Raw genomic sequence first — 13287 nt, 5'->3', positions numbered from 1 at the left:
GCCGCGCCGCGCTGCTCGTAGGCTCGGAGCATGTCAGAGGTGTATGCGGACCGCCGTGTACGGCTGCGCGATCGGTGCGCGGCCGCGGGCAGCCCGGCGGCCCTGGTCTCCCGCCCCGCCAACGTCCGCTATCTCGCGGGCGGCTCGCCCCCGGGCGCCGTCCTCCTCGTCGGGCCCGAGCCCGACGCGGACGTGCTGCTCTGCCCGGTCGCGCCCACCGGCGAACCGGCCGACGGACGGCTCGACGAACTCCTCCGCAGGCAGGTCCTGCCCGCCGGCGGAGGCGATCCGGCCGTCGCCGCGGTCGACCTCGCCCGCCGGGCGGGCGCCGACGCGCTGGCCGTCGAGGAGCACGACCTGACCGTGGCTCGGCACCGGGCCATGGGCTCGGTCGCGCCCGGACTGCGGCTCGCCGACCTCGCCTGCGCCGTGGAGCAGCTGAGGATCGTCAAGGACGAGGACGAGATCGCCTGTCTCCGGATCGCCGCCGAGATCGCCGACCAGGCGCTCGGTGAGCTCCTGGAGTCCATCCTGGTGGGGCGGACCGAGCGCCACCTCGCCCTGGAGCTGGAGCGGCGGCTCGTCGACCACGGCGCCGACGGAGCGGCCTTCCCCACCTCGGTGGCGACCGGCCCGCACTCAGGACGCCGTGGACACCGGCCCTCCGACCGCCGGGTCGAGGAGGGTGATTTCCTCTCCGTCTGCCTGGGTGCCGACTACCGCGGATACCGGTGCGAGATCGGCCGCACCTTCGTGATCGGCACCACTCCGGCCGACTGGCAGATCGAGCTGTACGAGCTCGTCTTCGCCGCTCAGCGGGCCGGTCGGGAGTCCCTCGCGCCGGGCGCCGAGTACCGGGACGTGGACCGGGCCGCCCGCCAGATCCTGGACGCGGCGGGCCACGGGGAGGCCGCCGTACCCCTCACCGGGCACGGGGTGGGGCTCGAAATCGACGAGGACCCGCAGCTCTCACCCTCGGCCATGGGTAAACTGGACGCTTGTGTGCCGGTCACCGTCGAACCGGGGGTCCACCTCCCGGGCCGGGGCGGGGTCCGGATCGATGACACGCTCGTCGTGCGCCAGGAGGCGGACGGCGGACCCGAGCTACTCACCATTACGACCAAGGAGCTGCTCGCGCTGTAAGGCGCGTACGCCTCCACGGTCCCACGTCAGTCCAGGAGATTTCGCAACCGTGGCTTCCACGAACGACCTCAAGAACGGCATGGTGCTCAAGCTCGACGGGGGCCAGCTCTGGTCCGTCGTCGAGTTCCAGCACGTCAAGCCCGGCAAGGGCCCGGCCTTCGTGCGCACCAAGCTGAAGAGCGTGCTCTCCGGCAAGGTCGTCGACAAGACGTTCAACGCCGGCACCAAGGTCGAGACGGCCACCATCGACCGCCGCGACATGCAGTTCTCGTACATGGACGGCGACTACTTCGTCTTCATGGACGAGGAGACCTACGACCAGCTGATGGTCGACCGCAAGTCGGTCGGCGACGCGGCCAACTTCCTGATCGAGGGCTTCACCGCCTCGGTCGCCCAGCACGAGGGCGAGGTGCTCTACGTCGAGCTCCCGGCCGCCGTCGAGCTGGTCATCAAGCACACCGACCCGGGCGTCCAGGGCGACCGCTCCACCGGCGGCACCAAGCCCGCCACGCTGGAGACCGGCCACGAGATCCAGGTCCCGCTCTTCATCACGACCGGCGAGAAGGTCAAGGTCGACACCCGCACCAGCGACTACCTCGGCCGGGTGAACAAGTAACCGTGGCCGCTCGGAGCAAGGCCCGCAAGCGCGCCTTCCAGATCCTCTTCGAGGCGGACCAGCGTGGTGCCTCCGTCCAGGAGGTTCTCGCGGACCAGGTCCGGCACGCGCGGTCCGACGACCGCCAGCCGCCGGTGAACGACTTCACCATGCAGCTGGTCGAGGGGTACGCGGGCCACGTGGCGCGGATCGACGAGCTCATCGCGACCTACGCGGTGGACTGGGACCTCGACCGGATGCCCGTCGCCGACCGGAACATCGTGCGCCTCGGTGCGTACGAGCTGATCTGGGAGGACGGCACGCCGGACGCGGTGGCGATCGACGAGGCGGTCCAGCTCGCCAAGGAGTTCTCCACGGACGAGTCCCCGACCTTCGTCAACGGTCTGCTGGCGCGCTTCAAGGACTTGAAGCCGCGTCTGCGCCGGGACATGGACGCCTGAGTCCCAGAACGTCACCGGCAGTCGAAGGGGCCCGCAGCACACGTGCTGCGGGCCCCTTCGGCGTATCCCCGGCTCATCGTTCGCTACGGCGAAACGCACCGGGGTTCGCGACGGCGAGAAAAGCGCCGGGCCCGTGGACGTCGGATGACGTCCACGGGCCCGGCGGTACGTTTCTGCTGGGTTCCCGGAAGGGGTCAGTTCTCCTCGTGGGCGACCGCGCGGCGCGCGTCCGCGTCGAGGACGCCCCAGCTGATCAGCTGCTCGGTGAGGACCGAGGGGGACTGGTCGTAGATGACGGCGAGGGTGCGCAGGTCGTCCTGACGGATCGACAGCACCTTGCCGTTGTAGTCGCCGCGCTGCGACTGGATCGTCGCGGCGTAGCGCTGGAGGGGGCCCGCCTTCTCCTGGGGGACGTGCGCCAGGCGCTCCAGGTCCAGGACGAGCTTCGGCGGCGGCTCGGCGGCCCCGCCCGGAGTGGTGCCCGGCAGGAGTTCCTGCACCGGCACCCCGTAGAAGTCGGCCAGCTCGGCAAGACGCTGCACGGTCACCGCGCGGTCCCCGCGCTCGTACGAACCGACCACCACGGCCTTCCAGCGGCCCTGGGACTTCTCCTCCACCCCGTGGAGCGAGAGACCCTGCTGGGTGCGGATGGCACGGAGTTTGGCCCCGAGCTGCTTTGCGTATTCGCTGGACATAACGCTCCCGGACGCTGTGACGACATGCGGCTGCGCCGCGCGGCTGGTAACTCACTGTGAGGTTACGCAGCGTTACTCTTTCCCGTCAAGCCGAATGGTCCGTACCGCCCCCTCCCGGGGGACGGCGCCCGGAGTGGCGGCAGGGGTGCGAGGGAGGCTTCCGTCCGCCCCTGGTATCGTTGACGTCGCAAATCCGACGTCCTTTAAGAGCCGTCCCGTGAGGCGGAGAAGGAGGTCCGTTTCTTCATGGACACCCAGCAGCAGTACGGCGACGACGCGCGGCCCGTTCTCGAGGCCCCGGACATCGCGCGGGTCCTGACCCGCATCGCACACGAGATCGTCGAGCGCGCCAAGGGCGCGGACGACGTGGTTCTCCTCGGCATTCCCACCCGCGGCGTCTTCCTCGCCCGCCGGCTCGCCGAGAAGCTCGAATCGATCACCGGCACCAAGGTCCCGGTCGGATCCCTCGACATCACCATGTACCGGGACGACCTGCGGATGAAGCCGGCGCGCGCCATCGGCCGCACCGAGATCCCCGGTGACGGCATCGACGGCCGCCTGGTCGTCCTTGTCGACGACGTGCTCTTCTCCGGCCGCACCATCCGCGCCGCCCTCGACGCCCTCGGCGACATCGGCCGCCCCCGCGCGGTCCAGCTCGCCGTCCTCGTCGACCGCGGCCACCGCGAGCTTCCGATCCGCGCCGACTACGTCGGCAAGAACCTCCCCACGTCGTTGCGGGAGACGGTCAAGGTCCAGCTCTCCGAGGAGGACGGTCGCGACACCGTCCTGCTCGGTGCCAGGCCCACCGCCTAGCCGGACCGGCTTCCCCCGCGGGGCCGGGGCACCCCCCTGCGCCCCCGCATGCCCTCACACCTCCCCACCACGGAGAGACTCACCGATGATGCGTCACCTCATCTCGGCCGCCGACCTCACCCGCGACGACGCCGTCCTGATCCTCGACACCGCCGAGGAGATGGCCCGGGTGGCCGACCGGCCCATCCGCAAGCTGCCGACCCTGCGCGGCCGGACCATCTGCAACCTGTTCTTCGAGGACTCCACCCGGACCCGGATCTCCTTCGAGGCCGCCGAGAAGCGCCTCTCCGCCGACGTGATCAACTTCGCGGCCAAGGGCTCCAGCGTCTCCAAGGGCGAGTCCCTCAAGGACACCGCGCAGACCCTGGAGGCCATGGGCGTCGACGCGGTCGTCATCCGCCACGGCGCCTCCGGAGCCCCGTTCCGCCTCGCCACCTCCGGCTGGATCGACGCCCCCGTCATCAACGCCGGCGACGGCACCCACCAGCACCCCACCCAGGCCCTCCTGGACGCCTTCACCATGCGCCGCCGCCTGGTCGGCCGGGACGCCGGGCTCGGCCGCGACCTCGAAGGCAAGCGGATCACGCTCGTCGGCGACGTCCTGCACAGCCGGGTCGCCCGCTCCAACGTCGACCTGCTGCACACCCTCGGCGCCGAGGTCACCCTGGTGGCCCCGCCGACCCTGGTTCCCGTCGGCGTCGAGACCTGGCCCTGCGAGATCTCGTACGACCTCGACCGCGTGCTGCCGAAGTCCGACGCGGTCATGATGCTGCGTGTGCAGCGCGAGCGGATGAACGCCGCCTTCTTCCCCACCGAGCGCGAGTACTCGCGCCGGTACGGGCTCGACGGCGAGCGGATGGCGAAGATGCCCGAGCACGCCATCGTCATGCACCCCGGCCCCATGGTCCGCGGCATGGAGATCACCGCCGAGGTCGCCGACTCCGACCGCTGCACGGTCGTCGAGCAGGTCGCCAACGGCGTCTCCGTCCGGATGGCGGTCCTCTATCTGCTTCTGGGCGGCAACGACTCCGCCGTCACCCACACCCGCACCGAGGAGAACAAGTAACCATGAGCAAGATCCTTATCCGCGGTGCGCAGGTGCTGGGCGGCGAGGTCCAGGACGTCCTGATCGACGGCGAGACCATCGCCGAGGTCGGCACCGGTCTGTCCGCCGAGGGCGCCACCGTGATCGAGGCCGCCGGCCAGATCCTGCTGCCCGGCCTCGTCGACCTCCACACCCACCTGCGCGAGCCCGGCCGCGAGGACTCCGAGACCGTCCTCACCGGCACCCGCGCCGCCGCCTCCGGCGGCTTCACGGCCGTCTTCGCCATGGCCAACACCCACCCGGTCGCCGACACCGCGGGCGTCGTCGAGCAGGTCTACCGGCTCGGCAAGGAGTCCGGCTACTGCGACGTGCAGCCCATCGGCGCCGTCACCGTCGGCCTGGAGGGCAAGAAGCTCGCCGAGCTCGGCGCCATGCACGACTCCGCCGCCGGCGTCACCGTCTTCTCCGACGACGGCAAGTGCGTCGACGACGCCGTGATCATGCGCCGCGCCCTGGAGTACGTGAAGGCCTTCGACGGCGTCGTCGCCCAGCACGCCCAGGAGCCCCGCCTCACCGAGGGCGCCCAGATGAACGAGGGCATCGTCTCGGCCGAGCTCGGACTCGGCGGCTGGCCGGCCGTCGCCGAGGAGTCGATCATCGCCCGCGACGTCCTCCTCGCCGAGCACGTCGGCTCCCGCGTCCACATCTGCCACCTCTCCACCGCCGGCTCCGTCGAGATCGTCCGCTGGGCCAAGTCCCGCGGCATCGACGTCACCGCCGAGGTCACCCCGCACCACCTCCTCCTCACCGACGAGATGGTCCGGAGCTACAACCCGGTCTACAAGGTCAACCCGCCGCTGCGCACCGAGAAGGACGTCCTCGCGCTCCGCGAGGCGCTGGCCGACGGCACGATCGACATCGTCGCCACCGACCACGCCCCGCACCCGCACGAGGACAAGGACTGCGAGTGGGCCGCGGCCGCCATGGGCATGGTCGGCCTGGAGACCGCGCTCTCCGTCGTCCAGCAGACGATGGTCGAGACGGGCCTCCTCGACTGGGCCGGCGTCGCCGACCGGATGTCCTTCGCGCCCGCCCGCATCGGACGGGCCACGGGCCACGGACGACCCGTCTCGGCTGGTGAGCCCGCGAACCTGACGCTGGTCGATCCGGCTTACCGTGGTGTCGTGGACCCCGCGGACTTCGCCTCCCGCAGCCGAAACACCCCCTACGAGGGCCGTGAGCTGCCGGGACGCGTCACCCACACCTTCCTGCGGGGCCGGGCAACGGTCGTGGACGGGAAGCTGGCGTGACACCACTCATCGCAATCGCCGCAGAGGCTGCCGATCAGAAGTCGGCGGAGGTGACCGACTGGGCCGGACGGCTCGGCTGGGTCGCCGGACTGCTGCTCTTCATCGCCTTCGTGTACTGGCTGATGCGCCAGGGCTGGAAGTGGCGTGGCAGCCTCCAGTCGGACCTCCCCGAGCTCCCCACCGCGCCCGAGACGGCCGGTCCGGCGAAACTGACTCTCAGCGGGCGCTACCACGGGTCCACGACCGCCGGGCAGTGGCTCGACCGGATCGTCGCCCACGGGCTCGGCACCCGCAGCCGCGTCGAGCTCACGCTCACCGACGCCGGGATGGCCGTCGTACGCCCCGGGGCGAACGACTTCTTCGTCCCGGCCGAGGCCCTGCGCGAGGCCCGCCTCGACAAGGGCATCGCCGGCAAGGTCCTCGCCGAGGGCGGCCTGCTGGTCGTCACCTGGGCGCACGGCGACAAGCTGCTCGACTCCGGTTTCCGGTCCGACCGGGCGGCCGAGCACGCCGCCTGGGTCGAGACCATCAACTCCATGATCAACACGACGGAAGGCATCGCACGATGACGACCTCCACCCGGGGAACCAGCAAGGTTCCCGCCGTACTCGTCCTGGAGGACGGCCGCATCTTCCGCGGTCGCGCCTACGGGGCCGTGGGGGAGACCTTCGGCGAGGCCGTTTTCTCCACCGGCATGACCGGCTACCAGGAGACCCTCACCGACCCGTCGTACCACCGCCAGGTCGTCGTCATGACCGCCCCGCACGTCGGCAACACCGGCGTCAACGACGAGGACCCCGAGTCCTCGAAGATCTGGGTCTCCGGCTACGTCGTACGCGACCCCGCCCGCGTCTCCTCCAACTGGCGGGCCCAGCGCTCGCTGGACGAGGAGCTGGAGCGCCAGGGCGTCGTCGGCATCTCCGGCATCGACACCCGCGCCCTCACCCGCCACCTGCGCGAGCGCGGCGCCATGCGCGTCGGCATCTTCTCCGGCGACGCCTGGACGGGCATCCGCGACGAGGCCCTGCTCGACAAGGTCAAGGCGCAGCCCCAGATGAAGGGCGCGAACCTCTCCGCCGAGGTCGCCACCAAGGAGACGTACGTCGTCCCCGCGATCGGCACCAAGAAGTTCACCGTCGCCGCCGTCGACCTCGGCATCAAGGGCATGACCCCGCACCGGATGGCCGAGCGCGGCATCGAGGTCCACGTGCTGCCCGCCACCGCCACCGCCGAGGACATCTACGCGGTGAACCCGGACGGCGTCTTCTTCTCCAACGGCCCCGGCGACCCGGCCACGGCCGACGGTCCCGTCTCCGTGATGCAGGCCGTCCTGGAGCGCAGGACCCCGCTCTTCGGCATCTGCTTCGGCAACCAGATCCTCGGCCGCGCGCTCGGCTTCGGCACCTACAAGCTGAAGTACGGCCACCGGGGCATCAACCAGCCGGTCCAGGACCGCACCACCGGCAAGGTCGAGGTCACCGCGCACAACCACGGCTTCGCCGTCGACGCGCCTCTCGACAAGGTCTCCGACACGCCCTACGGGCGCGCCGAGGTCTCCCACGTCTGTCTGAACGACCAGGTCGTCGAAGGCCTCCAGCTGCTCGACCAGCCGGCATTCTCCGTCCAGTACCACCCCGAGGCGGCCGCGGGCCCGCACGACGCCGCGTACCTCTTCGACCGCTTCGTATCCCTCATGGAGGCCGAGCGTGCCTAAGCGCACCGATATCCAGTCCGTCCTGGTCATCGGCTCCGGCCCGATCGTCATCGGACAGGCCGCCGAGTTCGACTACTCCGGCACCCAGGCCTGCCGCATCCTCAAGGCCGAGGGCCTGCGGGTGATCCTGGTCAACTCCAACCCGGCCACGATCATGACCGACCCGGAGATCGCCGACGCCACGTACGTCGAGCCGATCACCCCCGAGTTCGTCGAGAAGATCATCGCCAAGGAGCGCCCCGACGCGCTCCTGCCCACCCTCGGCGGCCAGACCGCGCTCAACACCGCGATCTCCATGCACGAGCAGGGCGTCCTGGAGAAGTACGGCGTCGAGCTCATCGGCGCCAACGTCGAGGCCATCAACAAGGGCGAGGACCGCGACCTCTTCAAGGGCGTCGTCGAGGCCGTCAAGGCCAAGATCGGTTACGGCGAGTCCGCCCGCTCGGTCATCTGCCACACCATGGACGACGTCATCAAGGGCGTCGACACCCTCGGCGGCTACCCCGTCGTCGTCCGCCCCTCCTTCACCATGGGCGGCGCCGGCTCCGGCTTCGCCCACGACGAGGAGGAGCTGCGCCGCATCGCCGGCCAGGGCCTCACGCTCTCCCCGACCACCGAGGTGCTCCTGGAGGAGTCCATCCTCGGCTGGAAGGAGTACGAGCTGGAGCTGATGCGCGACAAGAACGACAACGTCGTGGTCGTCTGCTCCATCGAGAACTTCGACCCGATGGGCGTCCACACCGGTGACTCGATCACCGTCGCCCCGGCGATGACGCTCACCGACCGCGAGTACCAGCGGCTCCGCGACATCGGCATCGCGATCATCCGCGAGGTCGGCGTCGACACCGGCGGCTGCAACATCCAGTTCGCGATCGACCCGGTCGACGGCCGGATCATCGTCATCGAGATGAACCCGCGCGTCTCCCGCTCCTCGGCGCTCGCCTCCAAGGCGACCGGCTTCCCGATCGCCAAGATCGCGGCCCGTCTCGCCGTCGGCTACACGCTGGACGAGATCCCGAACGACATCACGGAGAAGACCCCGGCGTCCTTCGAGCCCTCGCTCGACTACGTCGTCGTCAAGGCCCCGCGCTTCGCCTTCGAGAAGTTCCCCTCCGCCGACTCCACGCTGACCACGACCATGAAGTCGGTCGGCGAGGCCATGGCGATCGGCCGCAACTTCACCGAGGCGCTCCAGAAGGCCCTGCGTTCCCTGGAGAAGAAGGGCTCGCAGTTCACCTTCGTGGGCGAGCCCGGCGACAAGGCCGAGCTGCTGCGCGAGTCGGTCCGCCCGACAGACGGCCGCATCAACACCGTCATGCAGGCGATCCGCGCCGGAGCCACCCCGCAGGAGGTCTTCGACGCCACGAAGATCGACCCGTGGTTCGTCGACCAGCTCTTCCTGATCAAGGAGATCGCCGACGAGCTGGCCGCCGCCGAGAAGCTCGAGCCCGAGATCCTCGCCGACGCCAAGCGCCACGGCTTCTCCGACGCCCAGATCGCCGAGATCCGCGGTCTGCGCGAGGACGTCGTCCGCGAGGTCCGGCACGCCCTCGGCGTCCGCCCGGTCTACAAGACGGTCGACACCTGCGCCGCCGAGTTCGCCGCCAAGACCCCGTACTTCTACTCCTCGTACGACGAGGAGAGCGAGGTCGCGCCCCGCACCAAGCCCGCGGTGATCATCCTGGGCTCCGGCCCGAACCGCATCGGCCAGGGCATCGAGTTCGACTACTCCTGCGTCCACGCCTCCTTCGCCCTCAGCGACGCCGGCTACGAGACCGTGATGGTCAACTGCAACCCCGAGACCGTCTCCACGGACTACGACACCTCCGACCGCCTGTACTTCGAGCCGCTGACGCTGGAAGACGTGCTGGAGATCGTCCACGCCGAGACCCTCGCCGGCCCCGTCGCCGGTGTCGTCGTCCAGCTCGGCGGCCAGACCCCGCTGGGCCTCTCGCAGGCGCTCAAGGACAACGGCGTGCCGGTCGTCGGCACCTCCCCGGAGGCCATCCACGCCGCCGAGGACCGCGGCGCCTTCGGCCAGGTCCTCGCCGAGGCCGGCCTCCCGGCCCCCAAGCACGGCACCGCGACCACCTTCGCCGGAGCCAAGGCCATCGCCGACGAGATCGGCTACCCCGTCCTCGTACGCCCCTCGTACGTGCTCGGCGGCCGTGGCATGGAGATCGTGTACGACGAGGCCCGCCTGGAGTCGTACATCGCCGAGTCCACCGAGATCAGCCCCACCCGGCCGGTCCTGGTCGACCGCTTCCTCGACGACGCCATCGAGATCGACGTCGACGCCCTCTACGACGGCGAGGAGCTCTACCTCGGCGGCGTCATGGAGCACATCGAGGAAGCCGGCATCCACTCCGGCGACTCGGCCTGCGCCCTGCCCCCGATCACCCTCGGCGGCTTCGACATCAAGCGCCTGCGCGCCTCCACCGAGGCCATCGCCAAGGGCGTCGGCGTGCGCGGTCTGATCAACATCCAGTTCGCGATGGCCGGCGACATCCTCTACGTCCTGGAGGCGAACCCGCGCGCCTCCCGGACCGTCCCCTTCACCTCGAAGGCGACCGCCGTCCCGCTCGCGAAGGCCGCCGCCCGCATCTCGCTCGGCGCCACCATCGCCGAGCTGCGCACCGAGGGCCTGCTGCCGAAGACCGGCGACGGCGGCACCCTGCCGCTCGACGCGCCGATCTCCGTCAAGGAGGCCGTGATGCCGTGGTCGCGCTTCCGCGACGTGCACGGCCGCGGTGTGGACACCGTCCTCGGCCCGGAGATGCGCTCCACCGGCGAGGTCATGGGCATCGACGCGGTCTTCGGCACGGCGTACGCCAAGTCGCAGGCCGGCGCCTACGGCCCGCTGCCCACCAAGGGCCGCGCGTTCATCTCGGTCGCCAACCGCGACAAGCGCTCGATGATCTTCCCGGCCCGCGAGCTGGTCGCCCACGGCTTCGAGCTGATGGCCACCTCCGGCACGGCGGAGGTGCTCAAGCGCAACGGCATCAACGCCACGATCGTCCGCAAGCAGTCCGAGGGCGAGGGCCCGAACGGCGAGAAGACGATCGTCCAGCTCATCCACGACGGCCAGGTCGACCTGATCGTCAACACCCCGTACGGCACCGGCGGCCGCCTCGACGGCTACGAGATCCGTACGGCCGCGGTGGCGCGCAGCGTCCCCTGCCTCACCACGGTCCAGGCCCTCGCCGCGGCCGTCCAGGGCATCGACGCGCTCAACCGGGGCGACGTGGGCGTCCGCTCGCTCCAGGAGCACGCGGAGCACCTGACCGCGGCCCGCGACTAGCAGCCCGTACGAGGAGGGGGACACCGGCAGGACCTGCGGTGTCCCCCTCGTCATGAGCAGACCTGGACTCCCCGCATGTACAAGTTCTTCTTCGACCTCGTCTTCAAGCGCATGGACCCCGAGAAGGCCCACTACCTGGCCTTCCGCTGGATCCGCCTCGCCGCCCGCGTCCCCGTCCTGCGGACCTTCGTCGCCGCCGTTCTCGCCCCCCGGTACAAGGAGCTGCGCACCGAGGCCCTCGGCCTGCGGATGCACGGCCCCTTCGGGCTCGCCGCCGGCTTCGACAAGAACGCCGTCGCCATCGACGGCATGTCGATGCTCGGCTTCGACCACGTCGAGATCGGTACGGTCACCGGCGAGGCCCAGCCCGGCAACCCCAAGAAGCGCCTCTTCCGGCTGATCCCGGACCGCGCCCTGATCAACCGCATGGGCTTCAACAACGAGGGCTCCGCCGCCGTCGCCGCCCGCCTCCACGCGCGCGTGCCGGTCTTCAAGACCGTCGTCGGCGTCAACATCGGCAAGACCAAGGTCGTCCCCGAGGCCGAGGCCGCCGCCGACTACGTGAAGTCCACCGAGCGCCTCGCCGCGCACGCCGACTACCTCGTCGTGAACGTCTCCTCGCCCAACACCCCCGGCCTGCGCAACCTCCAGGCCACCGAGTCCCTGCGCCCGCTCCTCACGGCCGTACGGGAAGCCGCCGACCGCACGGTCACCGACCGCCGGGTCCCCCTCCTGGTCAAGATCGCCCCCGACCTGGCCGACGAGGACGTCGACGCGGTCGCCGACCTCGCCCTGGAGCTCGGCCTCGACGGCATCATCGCCACCAACACCACCATCGCGCGCGAGGGCCTGGGCCTGAAGTCCGACCCCGCGCTGATCAAGGAGACCGGCGGCCTGTCCGGCGCGCCCGTCAAGGAGCGCTCCCTCGCGGTCCTCAGGCGCCTCCACACGCGCGTGGGCGACCGTCTGGTCCTCGTGGGCGTCGGCGGCATCGAGAACGCCGAGGACGCCTGGCAGCGCATCCTCGCCGGCGCCACCCTGATCCAGGGCTACAGCGCCTTCATCTACGAGGGCCCGTTCTACGCCCGCGCGATCCACAAGGGCCTCGCCGCGCGCCTCGCGGCCTCCCCGTACGCCACCCTCGCCGAGGCCGTCGGCGCCGACTCCCGAAAGGCCGCCCAGTGACTCTCTCCTTCGGTACCCGGCTGCGCTCCGCCATGGACGAGCGCGGCCCGCTCTGCGTCGGCATCGACCCGCACGCCGCCCTGCTCGACTCCTGGGGCCTGACCGACGACATCGCCGGTCTGGAGCGGTTCACCTTCACCGTCGTCGAGGCGCTCGCGGACACCGTGGCGGTCTTCAAGCCGCAGTCCGCCTTCTTCGAGCGCTTCGGCTCGCGCGGCGTCGCCGTCCTGGAGCGCGCCGTCGCCGATCTGCGCGCGGCGGGCGGGCTTGTCGTCATGGACGCCAAGCGCGGCGACATCGGGTCCACCATGGCCGCGTACGCGGAGACCTTCCTGCGCAAGGACTCCCCGCTCTTCTCCGACGCGCTCACGGTCTCCCCGTACCTCGGCTACGGCTCCCTGAAGCCGGCCGTCGACCTGGCCCGCGAGTCCGGCGCCGGTCTCTTCGTGCTGGCCCTGACCTCCAACCCGGAGGGCGCCGAGGTCCAGCGGGCGGTCCGTGAGGACGGCCGCACCATCGGTGCGACCATGCTGGCCCACCTCGCCGCGGAGAACGCGGGGGAGACCCCGATGGGCTCCTTCGGCGCGGTCGTCGGTGCCACCCTCGGCGACCTGTCCTCGTTCGACCTGGACATCAACGGTCCCCTCCTCGCCCCCGGCATCGGCGCCCAGGGCGCGACCCCGGCCGACCTCCCGGCCGTCTTCGGCGCCGCGGTCGGCAACGTCGTCCCGAACGTCAGCCGCGGGGTCCTGCGGAACGGCCCGGACGCGGCCGCCCTGCGGGACTCGGCTCACCGGTACGCGGACGAGATCCGCGCGGCCGTCGGCGGGTAACGGGCTCCACGGAGCTCCACGGTCTCTCCGCAGGTCGGAGCGGATCGACCCCGGATTCCGAGCTGTTTCGGCCCGGCGGGACGACTCGTCCCGCCGGGCCGTCTCACTCCTTGACGAAAACTTGGCTCAAAACCGGGTCGTTTTGCCGGAAAAGTCCCGGTCGGTCGATGCTGACCAGGACTTTTCCGCTGT

12 protein-coding genes are annotated in these 13287 nt (G+C 70.7%); 11 read left to right on the top strand and 1 reads right to left on the bottom strand.

Annotated features, from left to right (window positions below):
• The first annotated feature begins 30 nt into the window (after positions 1–30).
• From OG514_RS00600 to nusB, 3 genes are read left to right on the top strand one after another with little or no spacing between them, the layout of a single operon-like run.
• Positions 31–1143 (top strand): aminopeptidase P family protein, encoded by a 1113-nt coding sequence (locus OG514_RS00600; RefSeq protein ID WP_266889645.1) that lies wholly within the window; start codon positions 31–33, stop codon positions 1141–1143.
• Positions 1144–1192: 49 nt separating this feature from the next.
• Positions 1193–1759: an elongation factor P gene (gene efp / locus OG514_RS00595; RefSeq protein WP_266889643.1), complete on the top strand. Its 567-nt coding sequence runs from the start codon at positions 1193–1195 to the stop codon at positions 1757–1759.
• Between the two features lie 2 nt (positions 1760–1761).
• Positions 1762–2199 carry a transcription antitermination factor NusB gene (gene nusB, locus OG514_RS00590; RefSeq protein WP_266889641.1) on the top strand — a complete coding sequence of 146 codons (438 nt, stop codon included), beginning with the start codon at positions 1762–1764 and terminating at the stop codon, positions 2197–2199.
• Positions 2200–2393: 194 nt separating this feature from the next.
• Here the strand turns inward: nusB and bldD are convergent, their stop codons facing one another.
• Entirely contained in the window at positions 2394–2894 is a 501-nt protein-coding gene (gene bldD, locus OG514_RS00585) for a transcriptional regulator BldD (RefSeq protein ID WP_015032294.1), read from the bottom strand.
• A gap of 246 nt (positions 2895–3140) precedes the next feature.
• On the opposite strand from bldD, the gene pyrR reads away from it, so the two are divergent.
• From pyrR to pyrF, 8 genes are all read left to right on the top strand, one after another.
• Entirely contained in the window at positions 3141–3707 is a 567-nt protein-coding gene (gene pyrR / locus OG514_RS00580; RefSeq protein ID WP_266889638.1) for a bifunctional pyr operon transcriptional regulator/uracil phosphoribosyltransferase PyrR, read from the top strand.
• Positions 3708–3792: 85 nt separating this feature from the next.
• Entirely contained in the window at positions 3793–4773 is a 981-nt protein-coding gene (locus OG514_RS00575) for an aspartate carbamoyltransferase catalytic subunit (protein ID WP_266889635.1), read from the top strand.
• A 2-nt stretch (positions 4774–4775) separates the two neighbouring features.
• The gene (locus OG514_RS00570) at positions 4776–6062 is read left to right on the top strand and encodes a dihydroorotase (RefSeq protein WP_266889631.1); all 1287 of its coding nucleotides are present in this window, start codon (positions 4776–4778) and stop codon (positions 6060–6062) included.
• Entirely contained in the window at positions 6059–6631 is a 573-nt protein-coding gene (locus OG514_RS00565; RefSeq protein WP_266889629.1) for a hypothetical protein, read from the top strand. The genes OG514_RS00570 and OG514_RS00565 overlap by 4 nt, the downstream gene beginning before the upstream one ends.
• On the top strand, positions 6628–7776 hold the full coding sequence (carA, locus tag OG514_RS00560; protein WP_266889627.1) for a glutamine-hydrolyzing carbamoyl-phosphate synthase small subunit: 1149 nt from the start codon (positions 6628–6630) through the stop codon (positions 7774–7776). Before OG514_RS00565 ends, carA begins: the two co-directional genes overlap by 4 nt.
• A complete protein-coding gene (gene carB, locus OG514_RS00555; protein ID WP_266889625.1) occupies positions 7769–11077 on the top strand; it encodes a carbamoyl-phosphate synthase large subunit in 3309 nt (1102 codons plus the stop codon). Before carA ends, carB begins: the two co-directional genes overlap by 8 nt.
• A 75-nt stretch (positions 11078–11152) precedes the next feature.
• Positions 11153–12262, top strand: a complete 1110-nt coding sequence (locus OG514_RS00550) for a quinone-dependent dihydroorotate dehydrogenase (protein ID WP_266889623.1) — start codon at positions 11153–11155, stop codon at positions 12260–12262.
• Positions 12259–13095, top strand: a complete 837-nt coding sequence (gene pyrF, locus OG514_RS00545) for an orotidine-5'-phosphate decarboxylase (protein WP_266889621.1) — start codon at positions 12259–12261, stop codon at positions 13093–13095. The genes OG514_RS00550 and pyrF overlap by 4 nt, the downstream gene beginning before the upstream one ends.
• The last annotated feature ends 192 nt before the right edge of the window (positions 13096–13287 follow it).

This window comes from Streptomyces sp. NBC_00572 (assembly GCF_026341815.1).
GTDB lineage: Bacteria > Actinomycetota > Actinomycetes > Streptomycetales > Streptomycetaceae > Streptomyces.
The sequence above is the reverse complement of the archived record's forward strand: the minus strand, read 5'-3'. Positions and strand labels throughout refer to the sequence as shown.

Excerpts from the sequence above, each read along its gene's own strand:
- OG514_RS00600 (WP_266889645.1), top strand. The coding sequence starts at position 31 with ATGTCAGAGGTGTATGCGGACCGCCGTGTACGGCTGCGCGATCGGTGC.
- bldD (WP_015032294.1), bottom strand. The coding sequence starts at position 2,894 with ATGTCCAGCGAATACGCAAAGCAGCTCGGGGCCAAACTCCGTGCCATC.
- pyrR (WP_266889638.1), top strand. The coding sequence starts at position 3,141 with ATGGACACCCAGCAGCAGTACGGCGACGACGCGCGGCCCGTTCTCGAG.
- OG514_RS00575 (WP_266889635.1), top strand. The coding sequence starts at position 3,793 with ATGATGCGTCACCTCATCTCGGCCGCCGACCTCACCCGCGACGACGCC.
- OG514_RS00570 (WP_266889631.1), top strand. The coding sequence starts at position 4,776 with ATGAGCAAGATCCTTATCCGCGGTGCGCAGGTGCTGGGCGGCGAGGTC.
- carA (WP_266889627.1), top strand. The coding sequence starts at position 6,628 with ATGACGACCTCCACCCGGGGAACCAGCAAGGTTCCCGCCGTACTCGTC.
- OG514_RS00550 (WP_266889623.1), top strand. The coding sequence starts at position 11,153 with ATGTACAAGTTCTTCTTCGACCTCGTCTTCAAGCGCATGGACCCCGAG.